The 24,957-nt window shown below is 41.1% G+C and carries 22 protein-coding genes and 1 tRNA gene; 11 read left to right on the forward strand and 12 right to left on the reverse strand.

Annotation, left to right across the window (positions count from 1 at the left end; translation table 11 throughout):
- The first annotated feature begins 23 nt into the window (after positions 1 to 23).
- The 4 genes from ACQK2H_RS03135 to ACQK2H_RS03150 all read left to right on the forward strand — a co-directional run bounded on the left by ACQK2H_RS03135 (position 24) and on the right by ACQK2H_RS03150 (position 9,098).
- Positions 24 to 7,295, forward strand: coding sequence for a lamin tail domain-containing protein (locus tag ACQK2H_RS03135; protein ID WP_425390017.1), 7,272 nt, complete (start codon positions 24 to 26; stop codon positions 7,293 to 7,295).
- Positions 7,296 to 7,394: 99 nt separating this feature from the next.
- On the forward strand, positions 7,395 to 7,772 hold the full coding sequence (locus ACQK2H_RS03140) for a TraR/DksA family transcriptional regulator (RefSeq protein ID WP_425390018.1): 378 nt from the start codon (positions 7,395 to 7,397) through the stop codon (positions 7,770 to 7,772).
- A complete protein-coding gene (gene scpB, locus ACQK2H_RS03145; RefSeq protein ID WP_425390019.1) occupies positions 7,772 to 8,335 on the forward strand; it encodes an SMC-Scp complex subunit ScpB in 564 nt (187 codons plus the stop codon). Before ACQK2H_RS03140 ends, scpB begins: the two co-directional genes overlap by 1 nt.
- Before the next feature lie 19 nt (positions 8,336 to 8,354).
- Positions 8,355 to 9,098, forward strand: coding sequence for a pseudouridine synthase (locus ACQK2H_RS03150; RefSeq protein WP_425390020.1), 744 nt, complete (start codon positions 8,355 to 8,357; stop codon positions 9,096 to 9,098).
- Here the strand turns inward: ACQK2H_RS03150 and ACQK2H_RS03155 are convergent, their stop codons facing one another.
- From ACQK2H_RS03155 to ACQK2H_RS03165, 3 genes are all read right to left on the reverse strand, one after another.
- Positions 9,099 to 9,998 carry an alpha/beta fold hydrolase gene (locus tag ACQK2H_RS03155; RefSeq protein WP_425390021.1) on the reverse strand — a complete coding sequence of 300 codons (900 nt, stop codon included), beginning with the start codon at positions 9,996 to 9,998 and terminating at the stop codon, positions 9,099 to 9,101.
- A 40-nt stretch (positions 9,999 to 10,038) separates the two neighbouring features.
- Positions 10,039 to 10,632, reverse strand: coding sequence for a TetR/AcrR family transcriptional regulator (locus ACQK2H_RS03160; RefSeq protein WP_425390022.1), 594 nt, complete (start codon positions 10,630 to 10,632; stop codon positions 10,039 to 10,041).
- A gap of 538 nt (positions 10,633 to 11,170) precedes the next feature.
- Positions 11,171 to 11,243 (reverse strand) — tRNA-Phe (locus ACQK2H_RS03165).
- Between the two features lie 82 nt (positions 11,244 to 11,325).
- Between ACQK2H_RS03165 and ACQK2H_RS03170 the strand changes: the two genes are divergently transcribed.
- From ACQK2H_RS03170 to ACQK2H_RS03200, 7 genes are all read left to right on the forward strand, one after another.
- Positions 11,326 to 12,636 (forward strand): 4Fe-4S dicluster domain-containing protein, encoded by a 1,311-nt coding sequence (locus ACQK2H_RS03170; protein WP_425390023.1) that lies wholly within the window; start codon positions 11,326 to 11,328, stop codon positions 12,634 to 12,636.
- Positions 12,633 to 13,427, forward strand: a complete 795-nt coding sequence (locus ACQK2H_RS03175; protein ID WP_425390024.1) for a (Fe-S)-binding protein — start codon at positions 12,633 to 12,635, stop codon at positions 13,425 to 13,427. Before ACQK2H_RS03170 ends, ACQK2H_RS03175 begins: the two co-directional genes overlap by 4 nt.
- Position 13,428: 1 nt before the next feature.
- Entirely contained in the window at positions 13,429 to 13,914 is a 486-nt protein-coding gene (locus ACQK2H_RS03180) for a hypothetical protein (RefSeq protein WP_425390025.1), read from the forward strand.
- Positions 13,915 to 13,993: 79 nt separating this feature from the next.
- Positions 13,994 to 15,973, forward strand: a complete 1,980-nt coding sequence (locus tag ACQK2H_RS03185; protein ID WP_425390026.1) for an OmpA family protein — start codon at positions 13,994 to 13,996, stop codon at positions 15,971 to 15,973.
- 30 nt (positions 15,974 to 16,003) lie between these two features.
- Entirely contained in the window at positions 16,004 to 17,167 is a 1,164-nt protein-coding gene (locus ACQK2H_RS03190; RefSeq protein ID WP_425390027.1) for an AIR synthase related protein, read from the forward strand.
- Positions 17,164 to 17,742 (forward strand): GNAT family N-acetyltransferase, encoded by a 579-nt coding sequence (locus ACQK2H_RS03195; RefSeq protein WP_425390028.1) that lies wholly within the window; start codon positions 17,164 to 17,166, stop codon positions 17,740 to 17,742. The genes ACQK2H_RS03190 and ACQK2H_RS03195 overlap by 4 nt, the downstream gene beginning before the upstream one ends.
- Positions 17,742 to 18,254: a DUF456 domain-containing protein gene (locus tag ACQK2H_RS03200; RefSeq protein WP_425390029.1), complete on the forward strand. Its 513-nt coding sequence runs from the start codon at positions 17,742 to 17,744 to the stop codon at positions 18,252 to 18,254. The genes ACQK2H_RS03195 and ACQK2H_RS03200 overlap by 1 nt, the downstream gene beginning before the upstream one ends.
- On the opposite strand, the gene ACQK2H_RS03205 is transcribed toward ACQK2H_RS03200, so the two are convergent.
- From ACQK2H_RS03205 to ACQK2H_RS03245, 9 genes are all read right to left on the reverse strand, one after another.
- A complete protein-coding gene (locus tag ACQK2H_RS03205) occupies positions 18,251 to 19,102 on the reverse strand; it encodes a geranylgeranylglycerol-phosphate geranylgeranyltransferase (protein ID WP_425390030.1) in 852 nt (283 codons plus the stop codon). The genes ACQK2H_RS03200 and ACQK2H_RS03205 overlap by 4 nt on opposite strands.
- Positions 19,099 to 19,824: a Rossmann-like and DUF2520 domain-containing protein gene (locus ACQK2H_RS03210; RefSeq protein ID WP_425390031.1), complete on the reverse strand. Its 726-nt coding sequence runs from the start codon at positions 19,822 to 19,824 to the stop codon at positions 19,099 to 19,101. The genes ACQK2H_RS03205 and ACQK2H_RS03210 overlap by 4 nt, the downstream gene beginning before the upstream one ends.
- A gap of 43 nt (positions 19,825 to 19,867) precedes the next feature.
- Positions 19,868 to 22,363, reverse strand: a complete 2,496-nt coding sequence (locus ACQK2H_RS03215) for a heme lyase CcmF/NrfE family subunit (RefSeq protein WP_425390032.1) — start codon at positions 22,361 to 22,363, stop codon at positions 19,868 to 19,870.
- A gap of 25 nt (positions 22,364 to 22,388) precedes the next feature.
- Positions 22,389 to 22,796, reverse strand: a complete 408-nt coding sequence (locus tag ACQK2H_RS03220) for a cytochrome c maturation protein CcmE (RefSeq protein ID WP_425390033.1) — start codon at positions 22,794 to 22,796, stop codon at positions 22,389 to 22,391.
- 76 nt (positions 22,797 to 22,872) lie between these two features.
- Positions 22,873 to 23,181 carry a GxxExxY protein gene (locus tag ACQK2H_RS03225; protein ID WP_425390034.1) on the reverse strand — a complete coding sequence of 103 codons (309 nt, stop codon included), beginning with the start codon at positions 23,179 to 23,181 and terminating at the stop codon, positions 22,873 to 22,875.
- Positions 23,178 to 23,363: a GxxExxY protein gene (locus tag ACQK2H_RS03230; protein ID WP_425390035.1), complete on the reverse strand. Its 186-nt coding sequence runs from the start codon at positions 23,361 to 23,363 to the stop codon at positions 23,178 to 23,180. The genes ACQK2H_RS03225 and ACQK2H_RS03230 overlap by 4 nt, the downstream gene beginning before the upstream one ends.
- Before the next feature lie 6 nt (positions 23,364 to 23,369).
- Positions 23,370 to 23,588, reverse strand: a complete 219-nt coding sequence (locus tag ACQK2H_RS03235) for a CcmD family protein (protein ID WP_425390036.1) — start codon at positions 23,586 to 23,588, stop codon at positions 23,370 to 23,372.
- A complete protein-coding gene (ccsA, locus tag ACQK2H_RS03240) occupies positions 23,581 to 24,243 on the reverse strand; it encodes a cytochrome c biogenesis protein CcsA (protein WP_425393121.1) in 663 nt (220 codons plus the stop codon). Before ccsA ends, ACQK2H_RS03235 begins: the two co-directional genes overlap by 8 nt.
- 11 nt (positions 24,244 to 24,254) lie before the next feature.
- Positions 24,255 to 24,905, reverse strand: a complete 651-nt coding sequence (locus ACQK2H_RS03245) for a heme exporter protein CcmB (RefSeq protein ID WP_425390037.1) — start codon at positions 24,903 to 24,905, stop codon at positions 24,255 to 24,257.
- Positions 24,906 to 24,957: the final 52 nt, after the last annotated feature.

Raw genomic sequence — 24,957 nt, forward strand, 5'->3', positions numbered from 1 at the left:
AGCAAAACTACTACATTTAACCTGTGAGTTGGAATCTTCAATACTTTCGAATATTACTTTCTGTGGTATTCTATTCAGGTGGGTTATTTCTTAATGCTCAGTATCAGGATGATTACGAAGATGAGACACTTGGAAACACACCAAATCAGTTTTCACCCTCATTATCCGGTGATGTAAGCAACTTTATCCTTGTGGATGAGGGTGGGGATAAACAGCTTAGAACCAATGCGGGGCAGCTGCCTTCTTCAGATTCTTACTATCTATCAATTCCATCCACACAAGTCTCCAATACTACCTGGGAGTTTTTTATTGATCTAAAATTTAACCCTTCAGGCGCCAATTATGTAGATGTTTTTTTGGTGGCAGATCAAAGTGACTTGACAAGTGTTCAAAACGGATATTTTGTACGAATTGGTGATACTGAGGATTGGATAGCTCTTCACAAAGTTGTCAGTGGTAGTACTTCCTCGGCGCTGATTAGTACAGCAGAAGATATTTTAAATAGCAGCTCAAGTAAGCCTTATAAAGTACAGGTTACTCGTGATGATAGTGGAAATTGGGAGTTGTTTACAGACCAAGGAGTAAGTGGTACCTTTAGTTCAGTAGGAACAGTTTTAGATACCGATGTGGTTGCAAGCTCAATTTTTGGGTTTTTAGTCAGGCAGTCAACGGCTGCCAGTCCTGCCAATAGTCACTTCTTTGATGATTTTTTTGTTGGACCTACCCCCACTGATTCTGATCCTCCTGAAATTCAATCTGTATCTGTAATTTCTGACACACAAATAGATGTGCAATTCAATGAAAATGTAGATGAATCAACAGCAGAAACCGTGGGGAATTATTCTTTGGATGGAGGTATAGCGGTTAGTGATGCAGTTAGAGATGCAACAGACAATTCAGTCGTTCATCTTACAATCGATCCTCTCACAAACGGAACTACTTACACGTTAACCATTAATAATGTGGCAGATGAAAATTCAAATGTGATCGAACCTGATAGCCAGGACAGCTTTGAATACCTTATACTTGAAAGTGCAGAAGAAAACGATGTAGTAATTAATGAATTTAACGCTGCGCCAAGTGCTTCCAGTGTAATACCCAATGAAGAGTTTGTTGAGTTATATAATCGATCGAACAAGTTTATTAGTCTTGAAAACTGGCAGTTAAGTGATAAAACCGGGTCATCTGCGGCATTTGGTTTAGATACACTGAGGCCAGGCGAATATCTTATTCTCACAAATACCGGAAATGGCTCATTATTTGAATTGTATGGAGATGTTTTAGAAATAAGCGGATTTCCCTCCTTAAACAACGGAGGTGACAGTATCATACTTACGAATGCCTCCTCAACAATTATTCATGAGACCGCTTACACCAGTTCATCGAGTGGAGTATCTACAGAGCTGATCAATCCGAATGATCCTGACTATTCAGCAAACAATTACGGAAACAGCACAGACCCTGATGGCGGCACACCAGGAGAGCAAAACGCCATTTTTGATGACACGCCGGATACTACGGCACCATCGATTAGCTCTATCAGTGTAATCTCAGCAACCGAACTGGATGTGACTTTTGACGAACCGCTCGATGAAACCACAGCTGAGACGACAGGAAACTACACGATTGATGGAGGAATAACGATAAACACGGCCATCCTGGGTGAAACGGACAATCAACTGGTTCACCTGACGGTAGGCACACTTCCTTCGGGAGAAATCCGCACGCTGACTGTTAATGGTGTAGAAGACCTATCAGGAAACGCTACCAATAATGCGGCCATCGACTTTGAGTACATCGAAACGGAACCGGCAGCAGTCAATGATGTGGTGATCAATGAGTTTTTAGCTTCACCAAGCTCTTCAAGCTCGATTCCGAACGAAGAATATGTTGAGTTATACAATCGATCTTCAAGGTTTATTGATCTGAATGGCTGGACATTGAGTGATGCGGCGGGTAGCTCAGCAGCATTTGGAACATTTATTCTACGACCAGACTCTTTCCTTATCTTGACAGAAACAGACAATGGATCACTATTTACAAGCTACGGAGATGTGCTGGAGGTAAACAACTTCCCATCCTTAAACAACGGGGGCGACAGTATCATCCTTACGAATGCTTCTTCCACGATCATTCATAAGACGGCTTACACTAGTTCCTCCAGTGGAGTATCCACAGAGCTGATCAATCCGAATGGTCCTGATTATTCGGCAAACAATTACGGAAACAGCACAGACCCTGATGGCGGTACACCGGGAGCGCAAAACGCTATTTTTGATGACACGCCTGATACTACTGCGCCATCGATCAGTTCAATCAGTGTAATCTCAGATACCGAACTGGATGTGAGCTTTGATGAGTCACTCGATGAAACCACAGCTGAGACGACAGGAAACTACACGATTGATGGAGGAATTACGATAAACACAGCCAGCCTGGATGAAACGAACAATGAATTGGTTCACCTGACGGTTAGTACACTTCCTTCAGGAGAAACCCGAACGCTGACGGTTAATGGAGTGGAAGATCTATCAGGAAACGCAACCAGTAATGCGACCATCGATTTTGAGTACATCGAAACGGAACCGGCAGCAGTCAATGATGTGGTGATCAATGAGTTTTTAGCTTCACCAAGCTCTTCAAGCTCGATTCCGAACGAAGAATATGTTGAGTTATACAATCGATCTTCAAAGTTTATTGATCTGAATGGCTGGACGTTGAGTGATGCAGCAGGTAGCTCATCAGCATTTGGAACATTTATTCTGCGACCAGACTCCTTCCTTATTCTTGCAGAAACGGACAATGGGTCATTATTCAATGCTTATGGCGATGTACTTGAGATAGATAATTTTCCTAGCCTGAACAATGGAGGAGACAGCATCATACTTACGAATGCCTCCTCAACGATTATTCATGAGACCGCTTACACTAGTTCCTCCAGTGGAGTATCCACAGAGCTGATCAATCCGAATGGGCCTGATTATTCAGCAAACAATTACGGTACCAGTACAGACGCTGATGGCGGCACACCGGGAGCGCAAAACTCCATTTTTGATGACACGCCTGATACAACTCCACCGTCGATCAGTTCTATCAGTGTAATCTCAGATACCGAACTTGATGTGAGTTTTGATGAGTCACTCGATGAAACCACAGCTGAGACGACAGGAAACTACACGATTGATGGAGGCAATTCGGTTAACACCGCCACGCTTGATGACTCGGATAATAAACTGGTCCACCTGACGGTCAGCATGCTTCCCTCGGGAGAAACGCAAACCCTGTCGGTTAATGGAGTGGAAGACCTATCAGGAAATGCTACCAGTAATGCGACCATCGACTTTGAGTACATCGAAACAGAAACGGCGGCAGTTAATGATGTGGTAATCAATGAGTTTTTAGCTTCACCAAGTTCATCGAGCACGATTCCCAATGCGGAGTATGTAGAAGTATACAATCGATCTTCAAAGTTCATTGATCTGAATGGCTGGACGTTGAGTGATGCAGCAGGTAGCTCATCAGCATTTGGTACGTTCATCTTACGACCAGACTCTTTCCTTATCTTGACAGAAACAGATAATGGATCACTATTTACAAGCTACGGAGATGTGCTGGAGGTAAACAACTTCCCATCCTTAAACAACGGGGGCGACAGTATCATACTTACGAATGCTTCTTCCACGATCATTCATGAGACGGCTTACACTAGTTCCTCCAGTGGAGTATCCACAGAGCTGATCAATTCGAATGGGCCTGATTATTCAGCAAACAATTACGGTACCAGTACAGACGCTGATGGCGGCACACCGGGAGCGCAAAATGCTATTTTTGATGACACGCCTGATACTACTGCACCATCGATTAGTTCAATCAGTGTAATCTCAGATACCGAACTGGATGTGACTTTTGATGAGCCACTCGATGAAACCACAGCTGAGACGACAGGAAACTACACGATTGATGGAGGGATTACGATAAACACAGCCAGCCTGGATGAAACGAACAATGAATTGGTTCACCTGACGGTTAGTACACTTCCTTCAGGAGAAACCCGAACGCTGACGGTTAATGGAGTAGAAGACCTATCAGGAAATGCTACCAGTAATGCGGCCATCGACTTTGAGTACATCGAGACGGAAATGGCGGCAGTTAATGATGTGGTGATCAATGAGTTTTTAGCAGCTCCAAGCACAACGAGTACGATTCCTAATGCGGAGTATGTAGAAGTATTCAATCGATCTGATAAGTTCATCGACCTGAATGGCTGGACATTGAGTGATGCAGCAGGCAGCTCATCAGCATTTGGTACGTTCATCTTACGACCAGACTCTTTCCTTATTCTTGCAGAAACGGACAATGGGTCATTATTCACCACTTATGGCGATGTACTTGAGATAGATAATTTTCCTAGCCTGAACAACGGAGGTGACAGTATTATACTTACGAATGCATCCTCGACGATTATCCATGAGACCGCTTACACCAGCTCATCGAGTGGCATATCTACTGAGCTGATCAATCCGAATGGGCCTGATTACTCAGCAAACAATTACGGTACCAGTACAGACCCTGATGGCGGCACACCGGGAGAGCAAAACGCCATTTTTGATGATACTCCGGATACAACCCCACCGTCGATCAGTTCAATCAGTGTAATCTCAGATACCGAACTGGATGTGGCTTTTGATGAACCATTAGATGAAACCACAGCTGAGGCTACAGGAAACTACAGCATCGAAGGGGGGATTACGATAATCACAGCCAGCCTGGATGAAACGAACAATCAACTGGTTCACCTGACGGTAGGCACACTTCCTTCCGGAGAAACCCGTACGCTGACTGTTAATGGAGTGGAAGACCTATCAGGAAACGCAACCAGTAATGAGACCATCGACTTTGAGTACATCGAAACGGAATTGGCGGCAGTCAATGATGTGGTGATCAATGAGTTTTTAGCAGATCCGATACCATCTATAGGACTACCTGAAGGAGAGTTTGTAGAGCTGTACAATCGATCTACCAAGAATATCAATTTGAAGAACTGGAGACTTGATGGATCACTTATTGAATCTTTTGTACTTAAACCAGAGGATTATGTAGTGCTGGTGGATGACTCCAACTTAATAAAGTTTGAGGCATATGAAAATGTGATTTCGATAGCTAGTTTGAGTTTATCTAATGATGAGGATCAAATAATTCTTGAGGACAGTACGGGAAATATCATTAACGTCATTTCATACCAGGAAAGTATTTCCGGTATATCGACTGAGTTAATCAATCCAAATGATCCATGTCTTTCAATAGCTAGCTATTCACCATCTGTAAATGCTTCAGGAGGTACTCCAGGTTTTCAAAATGCTATTTTTAATGAAACACCTGACACTCAAAACCCGTCCATTCAGTCTTATAGTTTTGAAGACGATTTGACCATCATCTTTTCTGAAGTGATGGATTCTTTGAGTTTGATTGCCGGAACATATGAGGTGAGTAATGATCTCAATATCTCATCTATTTTGGTTAAAGATCAGTTTCCTGAATCGGTAAGTATATCGTTCGAAAGTAGTCTTGAGCAAGGAGTAATCTATGAGCTAGCCGTTTCCGGAGTTTCGGACTGTTGGGGTAATACCATTGAGTCTTCAATCATCACATTTGGAATTGGTCGACCTCCCGCCTTTAATGACCTGATCATTACAGAAATTATGTTTGATCCAGACCCTCAAGTTGAATTGCCATCTAGTGAATACCTTGAAATTTATAACAGCACCAATGATATCCTGAGCACCGAAGGGCTTAAACTAAATGATGCAACCGGGCAGGTAGAAATTCCTTCCAGAATGCTTAACCCAGGAGCTTATTATATACTTACTTCGACTTCTACGGCATCAGCATATGAAGGCAATGCGATAGGCGTTGCAAACTTCCCAACACTCAGCAATAATGGTGAACAGCTAATTATAAGTCGAGAGAATAGAGTGATTTTCACGATTGATTATGATCCCGATTGGCATGATCAAGATAAGTCCTCTGGTGGATATTCGCTTGAAATGAAGGATATAAACTATCCATGCCTTGAAGATACTAATTGGGGGAGTTCACAGGATAATTCAGGTGGAACACCCGGAATGATGAACTCTATTTCTGATGATTTCACTGATAATTTCAGTCCTGAAATAGTAAATGTTTTAGCAGTCGATACGGATTCAGTCAGGGTAGATTTCAATGAGAAAATTAGCCCGATAAGTTATGACTTGGCCACCGTTGAGGTTTCATCCGGTATGGCAATTAGTGCGTTGAGTTTTAATGGATTTTATCCAAATTCGCTTTTCATCCAATTGGAAGAACCACTTACAGAAAGCATCTTATACGAATTAACCATTACAGGAATACAGGATTGTGCCGGGAATTCAATCGATGAAGCATTGGCAACTTTTACACTTCCGGTGGATGCTGAAGAGGGCGACATCAAGCTTAGCGAAATTTTATTCAATCCAAGATCCAATGGTGTCGACTTTGTTGAAGTGTATAACTCATCGGAAAAATATATAAGCCTAAAAGGATGGCAATTAGGTTCGTTTGATGAAGAAGGAGACATTGAAAACAAAAGAGTGATTACTTCAGAAGCGCTTGTGATCGACCCGCATGCATATTTGGTATTCACTACTGACTCAGACATATTACTTACAAACTATCCTCAGGGAGTCGAATCAAATTTCATCCAGGTAAGTTCAATGCCATCATTTCCAAACACTGAGGGAAGTGTTGTGATACTCAATAACTTCAATAATGTTGCTGACTCATTCATTTACAATGAAGATTATCACGATAATTTACTTGAAAGTGTTGATGGGGTTTCATTGGAGCGTGTTTCTTTTGAGCAACCCAATGACGCAAATAACTGGAGATCTGCTGCTAGCACCGTTGGTTTTGCTACTCCGGGATATGAAAATTCACAGCAATCTTCGGCAGAAACTTCTTCCGGTAGAATTTCTGCAACTCCCGAAGTTTTTATCCCTGGGAACGCAGGGTCAGGAAGAGACTTCACCACCATAAACTATCAAATGGAAACACCTGGTCAGTTTGCAAACGTCAATATTTATGATCAGTCCGGCAGATTAGTTAAAAACCTTGCGCAAGGGGTTTTGCTATCAACACAAGGGTTTTTGAGATGGGATGGAGACACCAACAATGGAAGCATGGCACGAATGGGTTACTATCTTATCATTTTTGAGATTTATGATAGTAGCGGAAATTCTGAGGTCATCAAAGAAACGGTGGTGGTAGGTAGAGATTTTTAGTTTCAGATGGGGGTTTGGATTTATCCCATTATTTTTTGTGCTATAAGCTGAGTATTTTCGCTTGATTTTACGTTGTTAGTACTATAAACTTCACCTGTCATGAGCGAAAAGACAAGATATTCAGACGAGGAGCTTAAGGAATTTGAAGAGTTGATTCTTCAAAAACTGGAAAAAGCAAAAGCAGAGTTGAACACATTGAAAGCATCTTTAACCAGAGAATCAGATGATAGCGGAGATAATTTTTCTTCTGTTAAAACACTTGAGGATGGAGCGGATACTGCAGAAAAGGAGCAATTGAGCCAGCTGGCAGGACGTCAACAAAAGTTTATCAATAATCTGGAAAACGCTTTAGTAAGAATCAAAAATGGAACTTACGGCATCTGTGTAGATACGGGCAAGTTAATATCTAAAGAGCGCTTGAGAGCAGTGCCTCATACCACTCAAAGCATTGATGCTAAGCTCAATAGAAGTTCATAATGGATTACCTGGCTAATCATATTCAGGCCCTGGTATTTTGTTCACCAAAACCCATTACGGAAAGCGAAATTCAAGAGTGCCTTAAGGAAATGTTCGATGCAGATGTGCCTGTGGACGACATTGCATCAGGAATTAAATTGGTAGAGGAAAGGTTTCAAAATGATGATTTTGCTATGGAACTAGTGAAATCAGGAGGGGGATATCAATTCCTGACCAAACCTGCTTATCAGGCCAGTATTGGCATTTTGCTGAAGCAACAATCGAAAAAAAGGCTTTCAAATTCAGCGTTGGAAACGCTATCAATCATTGCTTACAAACAGCCGATCACTAAAAGTGAGACTGAGCAGATTAGAGGAGTCAATTGTGATTATGCTATTCAAAAATTGCTAGAAAAGGAATTGGTTGAGATTAAAGGAAAATCTGAAGGAGTTGGTCGGCCATTATTATATGGTACAAGCCAAAAATTCATGGATTATTTCGGAATCAATGACCTAAAAGAGCTCCCTACTCCAAAAGACTTTGTCTCTGAGGAAGAGAACACCATCGGTGACGAAAAGGAATAAAAAATTGTCGTAAGACTTTATGAAACGCCCCAATAAAAAGGAAATAAAAAAGCCTGCGGAAATTCGATTGAATCGATACATCGCAAATGCAGGCGTGTGCTCCAGGCGAGAGGCGGATAACCTGATTGCTGAAGGTAAGATCAAAGTCAATGGCAAAGTGAAGACCGAGATGGGTTATAAGGTTAAGCGAACTGATACGGTCGAGTACAAGGGAAGAAAGCTTAAGTCTGAGACACATCAATACATTCTACTGAATAAACCACGAGGTTTTGTCACCACTACCAAAGATCCGCACGCGAAAAGAACAGTGATGGAGTTGGTAGAAAAAGCCTGTGAAGAGCGGATCTATCCTGTGGGTAGGCTGGATAAGGAAACAACAGGATTATTACTGTTTACAAATGATGGAGAGACGGCCAAAAAACTCACTCATCCATCTCATAAAGTCAAAAAGATCTATCAAGTAGAGCTGGATAAACCCATTACAAAGGCGGACTTTGACTCAATTTTAAAAGGAGTTGAGTTGGACGATGGACTAGCGGTTGTCAACGAGATGGCAGTTTTGGGCGATGATAACACAATCTTGGGTGTAGAAATCCATATTGGCCGAAATCGAATTGTAAGGAGAATTTTCGAACACCTTGGCTATGATGTCAAAAAACTAGACAGAGTGATGTTTGCCTCTCTTACAAAGAAAAATCTACCCCGGGGAAAATTCAGACACCTCAGTCCTAAGGAAGTAATGGGCCTCAAAGGCATTAAATAGTTACTTCATTACATTTTCAATATAGCTGATGATGGAATCATTAGCCATGATCTTGTAATGTCCCAATCCTTTCACATGCACAAATGATGCATGCGGCCAGGCATCTTCCAGTTCTTCTCCTTTTGAAAAGGGGATTATCTGGTCATCCTCACAGTAAAAAAGATGCGTATCAATGTTCTTTAAATCATTGGCTTTGATCCGCAGATCGAAATAATCTATGGAGTGGTGATAATGCTCTTTCACCAAGCCACACATGGCCAGATAAACAGACTCATTGCAACCAACATCATTGACGATATCTTTAAAAAAGTACCTTATGTAAGGAGGAGCCGCTATCATAAAAAAGTGTTTAGGTTGAAATGCAGGTCCTAGCTCACTCAATGCAATTCCGGAAGCCAGCGCACCAATGGAGTGACCAACTACTGTTTGATAAGGGCCATTTTTAGAAATATGATTTTTTATAATGTCTCTAAACTCCGGCATAGCCGTATGTCTTCCCTGCGAGTTTCCATGCCCCCGCATATCAATTGCTTCGACCTGGTATCCTTCAGCAACAAATTTTTTGATCATGCGCCTAAAATCGGCTGCTTTTGATCTCCATCCATGACAAAGCAAAATTTTTGGTCCGGAAGTGCCCCATTTGTAATGCTTAATTAAATCACCTTTATAGCTAGATTGAGAGACATGGGCATCTTTGATGATTTGCCGCTGTGGTTCGGTATATCCTACTCTGCCTGGCATGGTAAAGTAGTGCCATATGATCGATGCAGATTTCTTGGCGGATGCATGCTGAAGGAGACTTAGTCCCTTCTTTATAATTTCAATTTTCCAGTTTGTTTTGGGTGGTCGTTCAGCTGGACGACTGATATCTTCACCTTTTATTTCTATGTGAGTAACCATAATTTAATATACCAATTGGTATTTTAACGTATAAATTTTTTTAACTACTAATTTCTTTAATCTGCTTTAAGACAAATCGTTTTACAAATTCATAGGATCTGCCATCCCCTTCTATTCTGGATACTGATATGGCGCCTTCGATGGTCGCATAAAAGAAGTTTGTAAATTCTTCAGCATCTACGTCACGCTTGATTTGACCCTCAAGGATTCCACGATTAATAATTTTTATGACTGAATCTTTCAGTAGAGCAATGGAGCGAATGACTCTGGATCTTAAAAAAGGAAGGCTGTCGTCCGCTTCTATTGAGGAGTTTAAAACTGGACATCCACCCGGAATTGGGGGATTGTTTAAATATTCTTCATAGAATTCCATAATGGCAACCAACTTACTTGGCGCAGTATTCTGTGCGCGTACTCTCTTAGCAATTGCGCCTGCTACAATTTCCACGCCTCGCTCAAATGCTGCAGTGGCTACTTCATCTTTATTCTTAAAGTTACCATAGATAGCACCCTTAGTTATACCTGTTGCAGCAGTGATGTCAGAAATAGAAGCAGCATTATAACCCTTAGTATTGAAAATAGGCAAGGCCTTTTCAATGATAAGTTTCTTAGTATGCTCTGGATTCCTCGCCATAATACAAAGATACCGAACGGTATATTAAAACGAAAGCTTATTTAAATAAGTTTTAAAAAAGGTATGCATGCATACTAAATTCCTAAATTGATTTTATCTTCGGGTTCAATTAAAAGAAAGCTGAAATTGGTAGCTTTATTACCAAGACGGTGAAGATTATGAAAACAAAAGAAGTCATCCTTAAAAAAGGAATGACACTGGGTTTACTCAGTGGGTCGATCGCTGCAGCGCACCGATGGGATGTTTCAGCTATCGATTCAGGTATTTTGAAAAAATCATATAAAGTAAGAGCCCCAACCGAAGTTGGGTCTTTAAGTGGTGCTGAGTGGATTCGATCGGAGTGGCGTACCACCCACCGACTCACGGATTTTAAAAGTTCCGGAAAAGTAGATGCACAAAAAAACCCAACCGAAGTTGGGTCTTTAAGTGGTGCTGAGTGGATTCGATCGGAGTGGCGTACCACCCACCGACTCACGGATTTTAAGAGTTCCGGAAAAGTAGATGCACAAAAAAACCCAACCGAAGTTGGGTCTTTAAGTGGTGCTGAGTGGATTCGAACCACCGACTCACGGATTTTCAGTCCGATGCTCTACCAACTGAGCTACAGCACCAAAATTTGGGTTGGCAAAAGTAGGTATTTCTTTGAAAAGGCAAAATTTAAATTGAAGTTCGTAGCAGGAATTTTTTAGAATTATGGAATATATCCCTCAAATAGCGTTTTTGCTGGTAGCTGGATTCTTTGGATATCTCATCTCAAGAAGAGTTTCTCGCATTACAAAAAATATAAAACTAGGTAAAGCAGCCAATCTTTCCGACAATAAAGGAGAACGGCTTAAAACAATGCTTTTGGTAGCATTTGGTCAGAAAAAGATGTTCAAGCGAGTTGTTCCTGCATTTCTACATTTATTGATCTATGTAGGATTTGTCCTCATAAACATAGAAGTCTTAGAAATAGTAATTGATGGCATATTCGGAACTCACAGGGTAGCTGCGCTGGTTTTGGGGAGTTTTTATTCATCAATGATTAATTTCTTCGAGTTTTTGGCTGTAGGAGTACTGTTTTCATGTGTTGTATTCTTAATCAGAAGAAATGTGCTCCGAATCAACCGATTTAAAAAGATTGAGATGGTAGGCTGGCCGTCATTAGACGCCAACCTTATTTTGATCATAGAAATCGTCTTGATGGTTGCTATCTTAGGAATGAATGGTGCTGATCAGATTTTACAAGATCGAGGAGCCGATCATTATGTTCAGACCGGTGATTTTTTCTTCAGCTCATTTATGTTTGGATGGCTGGATCAATTTGAAACATCAACTTTAATTGTTATTGAACGAGCAGCCTGGTGGTTTCATATTGTTGGAATTTTTGCTTTTGCACTATATGTGACCTATTCGAAACATCTGCATATTTTTATGGCTTTCCCTAATACCTATTATAGTCGATTGGATCCAAAGGGCAAGATGACCAATATGGATGAAATCACGAATGAGGTAAAGATGATGCTGGGAATGCCGGTAGAAGGAGATCAATCTCCACCACCAGAAGGCATGCGTTTTGGTGCAAAAGACGTAAACGACCTTACCTGGAAGAACTTGATGGATGCCTATGCCTGCACCGAGTGTGGCCGATGTACCTCTGAGTGCCCCGCCAACCTTACTGGTAAAAAATTATCCCCTCGAAAGATTATGATGGATACCCGAGATCGTCTGGAGGATGTAGGTAAAAATGGATTAGAGGATGGAAAGTCGCTTCTTGGTGATTACATAACGAAAGAAGAAATTAACGCATGCACCAGTTGCAATGCATGTGTGGAAGCATGCCCGGTGAATATTAATCCACTGGATATCATCCTGCAAACGCGCAGATATGTAGCAATGGAAGAGTCTGCTGCTCCTGAATCATGGAACATGATGTTCCAAAATGTGGAGACAAACTTTGCGCCATGGAAATTTGGTGTGCAGGACAGGTTCAATTGGTCTAATGAATTAAAAGAAGGAAAATGAGCGAAATACAAATACCAACCGTAGCGGATTTAGCAGCTAAAGGAGAAAAACCGGAAGTTCTTTTTTGGGTAGGCTGTGCTGGTTCTTATGATGATCGATATAAGAGTGTAACCAAAGCATTCGTTAAAATTCTGAATAAAGTAGGTGTAAAATTCGCCGTGCTTGGTCCTGAGGAAACCTGTACCGGCGATCCTGCAAGAAGGGCGGGCAATGAATTCTTGTTTCAAATGCAGGCCATGTCGAATATTCAGGTGTTAAATGGCTATGAGATCAAAAAAATTGTAACTGCATGTCCCCACTGTTTCAATACCATCAAAAATGAGTATCCTGAGTTGGGCGGAAATTATGACGTCATTCATCACTCTCAATTTTTACAAGAACTCATCAATGAGGGCAAAGTAGAGCTGAAAGGTGGAGGTGAATTTAAAGGTAAAAAGATAACCTATCATGATTCGTGTTTCCTTGGCCGTGCCAATAATGTATACTCAGCTCCACGTGCAGTGCTTGAAGCATTAGATGCAGAGCTGGTAGAAATGAAGCGGTGCAAGACCAAAGGTCTTTGCTGTGGTGCCGGTGGAGCTCAGATGTTTAAAGATGCTGAGGCTGGCAACAAAGAAGTCAATATTGAAAGGACGGAAGAAGCATTAGAGACGAAGGCAGATACGATAGCTGTGGCATGCCCTTTTTGCATGACTATGATGTCTGATGGCGTTAAAAACAAAGAAAAGGAGGATTCAGTCAAAGTAAAAGACCTTGCGGAACTCATTGCTGAGTCAGAAGGTTTGGATTGATATGTTAATTCCATTTGAAGAAATGCCGGACAATGCGAGGCTCTGGATATATCAGGCCGAGCGTAAATTGACAGATCAGGAAACCGAACTTGTAAAAGCCAACACGGAGAGATTCCTGGATCAATGGCAAGCGCATGGTCAGGATCTTAAAGCATCTTTTGATACCAAGTTTAATCAGTTTTTGATTATTTCAGTTGACGAATCATTCAGTCAGGCCAGTGGATGCAGTATCGATGCTTCTGTGCATTTGATTAAAGCTCTTGAGAATGAATTGAGCCTCTCATTTATGACAACCAGCCAGGTTGCATTCAAAGAGGGCGAGGAAGTTAATCTTTATCCTTTTAATGAGCTTAAAAAGCATGCGAAGGAATCAGTGATACGTCCGGATACGCTTGTTTTTGATAACACTGTCCAAAACATGGCTGAATTTCGATCCAGATGGATCAAGCCAAGTCATGAAACATGGGTTAAACGTTTTTTTCAATAGGGCTTTTTGGTTCGCTCTTTGTTCTAGCTTTAACTAAATTCGGAGCAATCATCTGAATAAGAATTTCGTTATTTCATATATGCGATCATTTCAATACATAATTCTTGTATTCTTTATAGCGAGCTGCTCGGTAGAAAAAAGCATGGATAATGCAGAGTTTGATGCAGTCATAGCCAAGCTGGGGAATTCTCCGAATAAAAATACTGCTGAGGAAAATATGATGGTTGGCGATGCGTATCGCAAGTCAAACAGGCTGGTAGAAGCAGTTCCTTTCTATCAAAAAGCAATTGAACAAGGAGAAGCAGATGAGGCTGCCAATTTATATGTTGCTCAAGGATTGAAGGTCGAACAAAACTATGCGGAAGCGGAGCGCATATTGAATAATTATATCCCACGGGCACGAGATGAAAAAGCAAAAAAGCTGGCTGAAAAGGAACTAGAGAACCTTAGAAAAATTGAAGAATTAAAGGAAAAAGAAAGTTACTACCGTGTTAAGAATTTAGAAGACATTAATACTGAAAGAGCGGAGTATTCACCTGTGTACAGTCGAAACTTTCTTTATTTCACTTCGAATAGAGATGGAGGAAAAATATACCGGACAACAGGTACACCATTCACCGATATATACCGTGTTGCCACCCGTGGTGCCAATGTAGATTTGGGCACTTTGAGGTCATTAGATCCAATCATAAATCACATTGATACCAATGAAGGCTCGGTAGCTATTTCTCCTGATGGAAATTCGATGATTTTTGCAAAAGGGAATGACGGGAAAGCAAAGGGGTATAGCGAGGTAAACTTATTTTTTACGCGATTTAGGAATGGTAAATGGTCTGAGCCGGTTCCACTATCCATAAATGTAGCCGATGCATGGGACTCAACCCCTGCATTTAGCCCGGATGGATCAACGCTTTACTTCTCTTCTACTCGTGAAGGGGGCTATGGTGGTGCGGACCTGTATCAAGCGAAAGTAAATAGGCGAGGCAGATGGGTTGACGTTCGAAATTTAGGACCTGAAATCAACACTCCTGGTGATGATGTTTTTCCATTCATTAGCGAGGATGGTAGCTTGTATTTTGCCTCCGATGGTCATCCGGGATTTGGTAAGCTGGATATGTTCAGAGCAGTTCGTGAAGGGGGTCATGTCAATGTTAAAAACCTAGGCAAGCCAATGAACTCATCAGCAGATGATTTTGGGCTTTTCCAATTCAACCTCACTCGAGGCTTTTTTACATCAAATAGAAGAGGAGGAAAAGGAGACGATGATATTTACACATTCGTCAATGATGATCCGAACCTTAAAGTTGTGAACTACTTCCTGACAGGAACTACAGTGACGACTGATGATGGTGGAGAGGAAATTATTCTTCCCAATACAAAAATTTCGTTAACTGCTGACAATGGTGATGTGCTCGATGAAGCATTTACAGGTGCAGACGGGAAATTCAATTTTAGGGTTTATCCCGAAGAGCATTACGATTTAATCAGTGAAAAAACAGATTACTTCACTGTAAGAAAAGATTTCACTACTGTTGGCAAATCGGTAGATAAATCAACACTAACCGAGGCGGTTACTAACATCACATTCGAAACTAAAATCATGATGGACCCGATTGTGTTGGAAAAACCAATCGTACTTGAAAACATTTATTACGACTTAGATAAGTTCGATATCAGGCCTGATGCTGCTTTAGTTCTGGATTCATTGGTACAAATCATGAATGATAATCCGGATATATATATTGAACTAGGATCTCATACAGATAGTCGGGCACCTGATGAATATAACATGAGACTTTCACGTCAAAGGGCACAGTCTGCAGTTAGGTATATAATCAATGAAGGGGTTAAAGCAGAAAGAATCACTGCCAAAGGGTACGGTGAAACACAGCTTTTGATTAAAAATGCCCAGACAGAGGAACAGCATCAGAAAAATAGAAGAACTGAATTTAAAGTCCTCCGTTACAATCCCCGAGATAGAAATGATGACTTACCACCGGATGAATCTGTAGATGAATATGACCGATTCTTTAAAGATTCGGGCGATGGAAACGGATAAACGGTTTTCTTTGCAAATAAAAACAGAAGTATGATTGATCGGTACGCACAAAGAGGCGTTTCTGCAGACAAAGAGGATGTTCACTCGGCAATCAAGAATATTGATAAGGGGCTGTTTCCGAAAGCATTTTGCAAGATTGTGGAAGATATCACCGGTGATCCGGAATATTGTACCATCATGCATGCGGATGGGGCCGGCACTAAATCATCCTTGGCCTACCTATATTGGAAAGAAACTGGAGATTTAAGTGTCTGGAAAGGAATCGCTCAGGATGCAATTATCATGAATGTTGATGATCTGCTATGCGTGGGGTGTACAGACAATATTCTTCTGTCCTCTACTATCGGTAGAAACAAAAACCTCATTCCCGGAGAGGTGATTGCGGAGATCATTAATGGCACAGAAGAAGTGCTTCAGATGCTTCGTGATAATGGAATCAACATTAAGTCTACCGGTGGCGAAACTGCAGATGTGGGGGATCTGGTAAAAACCATCATTGTAGACAGTACCGTTACAGCTCGTATGAAGCGAATGGATGTAATCAATAATGAGGACATCCAGGCTGGTGATTTCATCATTGGCATTTCTTCCTATGGTCAGGCATCCTATGAAAAGGAATACAATGGTGGGATGGGGAGCAATGGATTAACCTCTGCTCGTCATGATGTTTTCAATAAATTTTATGCTGAAAAATACCCTGAGTCATTTGATTCAGGTGTTCCTTCAGAATTGGTCTACAGTGGTTCAAAAAAGCTAACTGATCCGGTTGACGGCTCTCCTTTGGATGCCGGTAAATTGGTGCTTTCTCCAACCAGGACATATGGCCCGATCATTCAATCGATTCTAAAAGAATTGCGATCTGAAATACATGGAATGGTTCACTGCAGTGGTGGAGCACAGACAAAGATTCTTCATTTCGTTGATAATGTTCGGGTAGTCAAAGACAACATGTTACCCATACCTCCATTGTTCCAGATGATCCATGAAGAAAGTGGGACAGACTGGAAGGAAATGTACAAGGTGTTTAACATGGGCCACCGAATGGAGATTTATGCTGCTGAGGAGTCTGCAGATGAGATTGTAGAGATTGCACGTTCATTCAACGTGGACGCTCAGGTAATCGGAAGAGTAGAACCTTCTGATAAGAAAGAACTAATTATTCGATCAGCGCATGGTGTTTTTGAATACCAATGAAAAAGTATTACAAGGAGCTAAGCGATAAAAAAATCACGTTGATTCCAATTACAGCAGATCATATTCAAGAGATGCGTAAGCTTAGCAGTGATTCAGATGTCTGGACATGGTATACGGAAGACTTAACTCATCCGGATGCCTTGGAAAAGTGGATGACAAAGCGACTGGCAGAATCAAAGCTTGGGGATAAAATGGCTTATGCAGTCAAGTTGAATGAAACTGGTGAGATCATTGGGTCTTCCAGCTATGGTCATATCGACTGGCAGGAAAAAGGCATTGAGATCGGCTGGACTTGGCTGGGTAAAAAATATATAGGATCGGGGATCAACAAAAACATGAAGTTTTTGATGCTGAGTCATGCGTTTGATAAAATGGAGATAGAGCGTCTGGAACTAAGAACGGACGAGCTAAATGTACGCTCCAGAAAAGCCATGGAGAAAATAGGCGCAAAACATGACGGCACATTAAGAAGTCACCGGGCTACACAAGGGGGGAAACGAAGAAACACGGTCGTTTACAGCATTTTGAAATCTGAATGGCCTGTTATCCGCAAAACGATTTTTAAAGAATTCTGATGGAGACTTTCCTGATAATACTTTCAATCATTCTTATCGCCGGTGGAATTATATTTTCTATTCTTCCTCCATTACCAGGTCCATTGCTTACTTACGGAGCTATGATCTGCACCCATGCGGTTTCAAATGACACTGAGTTTAGTACTACTTCGTTTGTTGTTTGGGCGATTATTGGAGCAATTATACTAGTGACTGATTACGTGTTGCCTGTAGCTGCTACTAAGAAATTTGGAGGGACAAAGGCAGGTGTTATTGGAGGTATGATCGGAATGATTGCAGGTGTTCTTTTACCAATTCCTTTTGGAATCATACTGGGACCACTTTTGGGAGCTATTATTGGAGATCTTTATGGAGGAAATAGGATCAAATCAGCTTTTAAATCTGGTTTTGGCTCATTTCTTGGGTTTTTAGCTGCAACCGGACTCAAATTACTCTATTCCCTTATTTTGGGAGGAATCATTGCCTGGAAGGTGGGAGGATTTACTGTAAATGCTGTGATTGAAATGCTTTAGATCAAAATCACGCTGGCTAATCCGGCTAGTATGATTACATCCACATATTTTTTCAATATCTTAAAATCCCGGATTTTGTCCGCTTTGCTAAGTTTATAAGCCATCCAAAGAATAATGACCAGCACACTGAAAAAGAAATATCGAATGTTCCAATTTGGTATTGAAATCAAATAGAAGGTGAGCATACCCACGCCTGCTAATCCAGCTAAATAAATAAACGTTTTGGCACCCCTAATTCCCCAGACGATGGGTACAGATTGATATCCAAATTGGCCCTCCCCTTTCGCGCTGATAATGTCTTTAATGCTCTCACGTATAAAAATCGTGACACACCCAAACATGGCGTATGCCACTACAAGCAGGCTAAACTCTCTGAAATAAATCATCACAAGTAAAAGCGTAAGACTTGTTAGGAATGCGATGGTTAATGTTCCTAAAAGAATCCATCGTTTCAGAATAGCACTATAGGTCCATAGCGCTCCCGCGGAAAAGATATGCACCGCTCCTATGATTGGATCGATTATAAAACCGATACCAATAGCTGAAAGGGTTAACAGGATGTGAGAAAAAAGAGCCAATCGCCTTCTAAAGGTAGTTCCTATCACAACACTACCAGGCCGATTCACCATATCAATCTTTTGATCGAAATAATCATTGATAATGTATCCGGCTGCACCAATCATTCCCGTGCTGAGAATGAACAAAATAAATTTTGCTTTCATCAACATCCATAAAGGCATGTCAAGTAGAAAATAAGCAGTTATAAACTGTGTGAGACCAATGATAATCAGGTTAGGGATTCTACTTGCTATCAGGAATCCGACTACATCTTTGGTGGTTATTTTCACTGGTGTTGGCGAATGCTATCTGTGATCATACGATACAGGGTTTTCATTTGTTCGTCCTTGAGCATTTCCAAATGCCTGTTGATGGTGTCATCATCTTCCCGAACCGCAGGACCGGTTTGTGATCGGGATGGGTTAAGCTCAATTGCTTTTCTGAATGTTTCTTCCACAAGTGGCAAGATGTCTTGAAACGTCATCTCTAAATCGGCAAGTAGCTTTTCAGACAGATGAAACATGTGATTGCTGAAATTGCAGGCAAACACAGCCGCCAGATGGAGCTTCGATCGATTCGTTGATGTAAGTAGCCTTACGTCATTACTAAATGTTCTAACAAAAGTGAATATGTCTTTTTCCCCTTCCTCAGACCCCTCTACAAAAATTGGAATGGTATTGAAGTCTACCTCCTTGGTTTTACTAAAGGTTTGTAGCGGGTAAACCACCCCATGCTTAGGATGCTTATTTAAATCTGAAATTGCGTTGGCTCCAGAAGTATGAAGGACGATTGCTTCTGAAACGTCCAAGCTGTCAGAAACTTCTTTAATCTTATCGTCCGGAACGGTAAGAATAATAAAATCAAAGGCACTTGGCTCCAGGTCATCCATCGAAAGAATAAAATCTTCAAAAGGAGTCCGCGAAAAGATGGTTACTTCGTGTCTTTTGGAAGAAATTCTGTTGGCCATGTGATAGCCAACATTTCCATACCCAATGATTGCTATCTTGCTCATTAAGTAAATTTAACGTTGTTAAAGTTACAACCCTAACAGAGTTTCAAGCTTCCACTCCTTTATCTCTCATCTTCATGAATTCGGAGTATCGCCTATTGATAGCCACGATAAAGCCAATCACTAATAGGAACGTACCAAGCCATAGCAGATTGATCCATGGCTTTTTCACTGCTTCCATGATGATCCAATCTTTTTGAGTGGTTTGAAAGGCAAGCACGACGGCATTTTCCTGCGGAACAATATTTTGGATTGAGATTCTAAAAGCCAGATCATTGACCTGGTCATTAATTCTACCGATATATTTTTTGTCTCGGATTACGAAAATCGGTTCTGAAAGATAAGTCTCATATTCACCTTGCACCTCAATAACGGCCTTTACCGCCACATCACCACTTGATAATGGAGTTCCTTCGATTTCTGAAATAGGTTCCATTTTAGTGAGTGTTGCGACATAATCATTGATAAAAAACTGGTCACCTATTTGCACTTTCACTTCTTTGGGATCGCTCCAGTCCGGTTCCTGCTCTGGGTCAGGGAAAGTCCGAACATGTGTATACATGTCAGCGCTGAGGTTTCTTTTGATATCTGGTGAATAAACAATCATGTCCATCGTCTCATTGATCTGTACCCTTGGGAAGAGGGTAAATTGTTTCTCTCCTTCTTTGTGGTATTCTACCTCGAAGTAGCTGTTCTCAGGATTGATCAATGTAAGTGTATCTTTCTCGTTGCTTCCAGAGCGAATTACCTTCAGTGGGTCTGGTGTAGGCACTAGCTCATTTTGATCCACATATCCTTCTTCTCGAGTCATTTTACGAACACCACGATAGATCATTGAGTATTCCTTCATCTGTCTCGGCTCGTTGATGAATAAAAGCAGATTGTCTCTATTCACTTCTTCAGGGAACTCCGTGCTCCAGACCATGGAGGTATAATTGGTAGAAAGGATTGTGGAATACCCACTGGAAAATAGAATTCCTACTAACATCAATGCGACACCTATATGGGTAATCGCACCTCCTGATAGTTTAATGTTTGCTTTCGCTACTCCAATAAAAATCTTCGCATTTGCTACGATTGAGTAAACACTAGCTACCAATAACACCAGGTAATAGGGATTCGTGATTTTCCCCAAAACAATTATTAGCCCGGAAATAACCAAAGAAATAATGAACGGAGTGGTTAGCTCAGCTCTTAGTTTTTTACCGTCCATTTTCTTCCACCAGAAAAATTGTCCTGTGCCGGATAGTATGGCGAGAAAAATTGCCAGTATCATTTGTGGTAATGAGTAGGCATCATAGATGTCTGTTGGGGGTGCCAGGTTTAGGTCGAATCCCAGGCTGCCGGCTATGCTGTTGTATACAGGCATTGAGGTATATATCAACACCTGAAATGCCATCAAGCAAAGAATAGCCGCACCCATGAAAATCCAGAACTCCCTGGAATAGGTGGAAGTCTCCTCCTTCGTGTTTGGAACTTCTTTCCATCGCTTCACGATAAAGAAAACAGAGATGGCCAGAAATGCCAGTAGATAAACTAGCAGCTGACCGGAAAGCCCTAAATCCGTGAAAGAGTGAACGGATGAATTCCCAAGAATTCCACTTCTGGTCAAGAAAGTGGCGTAGAGTACCAATAGGAAACTAGCCACTACAAGGATCATCGAGAGCTTAAGTGCGGAACCACTCTTTTTATAGGCGATCATCACATGAATGGATGCGACTAATACCAGCCACGGCACGTAGATGGCATTTTCCACAGGATCCCAGTTCCAATATCCACCGAAGTTCAATGTTTCATACGCCCAATAGGCTCCCATTAAAATCCCTACACCGAGGATCATTGCTGAGAACTGTGCCCATGGCAAAGCCGGTCGTATCCACTCCTTATTTTTTCCAATCATCAATCCTCCAATGCAATAAGCAAATGGAATCACGGTAGTAGCGAATCCAAGGAACAACGTTGGCGGGTGGATCACCATCCAATAATTCTGTAGAAGTGGGTTCAAACCATTTCCGTCCTCAGGGATGAAGTTTGGATTGGTCTTGAAGATTGGTGCATCAATGACATCCCTTAGTAGCATAAATGGTGAACTCCCCAGTTTCACTTCAAAAATCACCACACCTAAAATCATCGAAGCAAGAAAAACCTGTGTCAGTGACATGATCAGCATGACCGGTGCTTTCCAGAATTTGTTGGTGTTAATAAGGATGACGCCTAATACAGCATTCCAAAACATCCAAAGCAGGAATGAGCCTTCCTGACCTTCCCAAAAGCAGGAAATTTGATAGTAGACCGGAAGTAATTTTGAACTATGGCTAAATACGTAGTGGTATTCAAAATAGTGGTTGGTAATCAGATAGAAGAGCGTACCTATGATTCCTAATATGGCAATCGAGTGCACGTAGAATATCTTAGAACCAAATGAAGTCCACTGCTCGTCTTGATTTCTTCCTTTGAAATAAGCATACGCAGAAAGCAAGCTTGTGACAAATGCGACGATTACAAAAACATGACCTAATTGTCCCTCGAAATAATGTATCATAAACTGGCTCTGGATTTAGCCGATTTTAGCTGGTGAATTCTGGATCCTCCTGGTATTTCGAAGGACACTTTAATAAAATCTTATCTGCTACGAACTTATCACCCTGATAAGCCCCAACAATGACCACTTGTTCGGATCTGGTAAAGTCTGTAGGTATTGGCTCTGCAAATAATACTTGCTGTTTCACCCCATTTTCATCGATCATTTCAAACTTGAACGAGAGTTTGTCCGGGCTTTCCTGAATACCGACCACTTCTCCTGATGCAGTTTTTGGTAATTCTCCCACCACATGAATGCTCTTCTTGAAACCCTTTTCAGAAAGTTCTTTTGCTTCCTTAAAGGAAACATAAGTACTGGCATCTCCAGCCATAGATATAATCATTGTAATGGCTACTGCAATAATGACTATTGCTGCTATGTATTTCTTCTTCATCACGCTAAGTCGCTAAGATCGCTAAGTTTTGATCTGATTTTCATTAAACTAGAATTGCAAATTTCGCTAAGAATTATCAAAGTCCGTTAACGATTCTTTGTATTCCGTTTTTGATTAGTGATTCATTAAAATTAATAAGTAAACCAAGCTTCAACTTCGTAAGTTTCAAGTATGTCAAAACTTGTTTTTGATGAACAGGGAGGATATTCTCTACTGATTTTATTTCGATGAGGACTTTATTTTCTATAATCAAATCGGCTCGAAATCCTTGATCCATTTTAACCCAAATTATGCAATAAGCATAATTTGCCCAAAGGGCAGACGAAAGCTTTGCTTTGTCTGGGTTACCATGACAAAAGTTTCTGAAAAGGAAATTTTTCGTCATTCGGGTTTAATTTCATTCCAAAATACCGGGATACCCTTTTGGTGTTCAATGCTTAAACCTCGAGAAATGAGCTCATAGTTTAAAACTTCTTCGTACACTGATTCAAATAATCCAGCTCCAAGTTTGGTGTGAATTTGATAAGACGCATCAACAATGATTTTCGAGAGTTCGTTTTCACTCATCTTGACTTATGATTCTTTGCGCCTCTGCGAGAGATCATTTTCCAACCTCTTTGAACGTTTGTCCACTTTGAAGAGCAAAAAGAAAAATCCTGCAAGGATGATCAAAATAATAGCAATCACCACATAGATTTTTCCTTCGCCCCTAAAGTCATCTGCCATTTCAACCTGTGCATGAGCAAATTGAGTTCCGATGAACATCAATATTCCGAAAATATATTTAAGCATCTTCAAGTTTTTGTTTTGTTAGTGAAAGCCTGATAGCGATGGTTGCAAACCAGTAACCAAGTAGTGTCCACCCAATAACTGCGAGGTAAAAGACTTTTCTCAGGTTGCTATCCAAATCGTAGGCATTGAATCCCGGATTGCCTCCGTTACCCGGATGTAAGCTGTCTGACATTCTCGGTAGGATGAAAAGAAGTGGGATCATTAAAAAGAAAGCGAAAATGTTAAACACTGCAGAAATTCTATTTCGCTGTTGCTCGTCCTGAATCGATCCTCTCAGTACAAAATACGCCAGATAGATAAGTAGTGAAATGGCAGACGCATTCTGCTTAGGGTCATTGCTCCATGGTTCACCCCAGGTGAAGTTGGCCCAGATCATCCCGGTCAAGATACCGAGTACGCCAAAAGCGATTCCCATATTCGCAAGCTGAAAACTGTAGATATCATATTTAATCTCCCCGGTTCTAAGATGCTTGATTGCATGGATCACAGACCCCAGGAAAAGCAAGATCATTCCAAACCACATAGGCACATGGAAGTGAAGGGAGCGGATGGTCTCGTTTAGTATTGGAAGCTTAGGTACAGGAAAAAGCAATCCACCAATTACGGTATAGGTTAAGAGCACTACACACAGCCATTTCCACCAGTCTTTTTTCAGTAAATAACCCATCACGATTTCCAGGTAAAAGGGAACAATACGAATGTGAGCGCAATGATAATCACATCGACTGAAAACAGGGTGATAATGTTGCCTTGAATCTGTGTAAAAACGTAACTATCAAGTATTTTGAAACTATTACTAATGGATAAGATAAGTACAGGGATGATCACTGGAAACCCTAGCACAGCCATCATAATCGATCGATTGCTTGTGCGAAATGCAATAGAGGAAACCATTGTAAAAGCAGAACTTAAACCTATGCATCCTAAAAAAATGTTAAGCAGGAAAAGCGGGTAGTTGATGATAGGATTTCCCATTAAAACGACATAGATGAGGAGCGAAACAAAAGAGATACTTAATAAATAGAGGAATGAATAAATCAACTTAGCCAAAATTATTTCAGATGGCCTGCACAAAAAGAAGTAATAGTGGGTTCGTCTTTCCTCTTGAATAAAGCTTTTTGAAATGGCATTGATACTAGTGAACAATAAAATAATCCAAAAAAGGGCGTTCCAAACTTCCACAGAGACAAACCCTTTAAATGCCATGTAGGTGGCAAAAATGGTTGATGCCAGATACAGAAGAATTCCTGAAATTGGATTTTGCTGCCTCCAGTCAACGACAAAATCTTTGTTTATAAGGGAAATAATGCGTTGCACGTCGCAAAGATAGATTCAATCGGCCTACCAACCTTGGATATACTTTTTAATC

It is taken from the genome of Ekhidna sp. (assembly GCF_965228795.1).
Lineage (GTDB): Bacteria > Bacteroidota > Bacteroidia > Cytophagales > Cyclobacteriaceae > Ekhidna.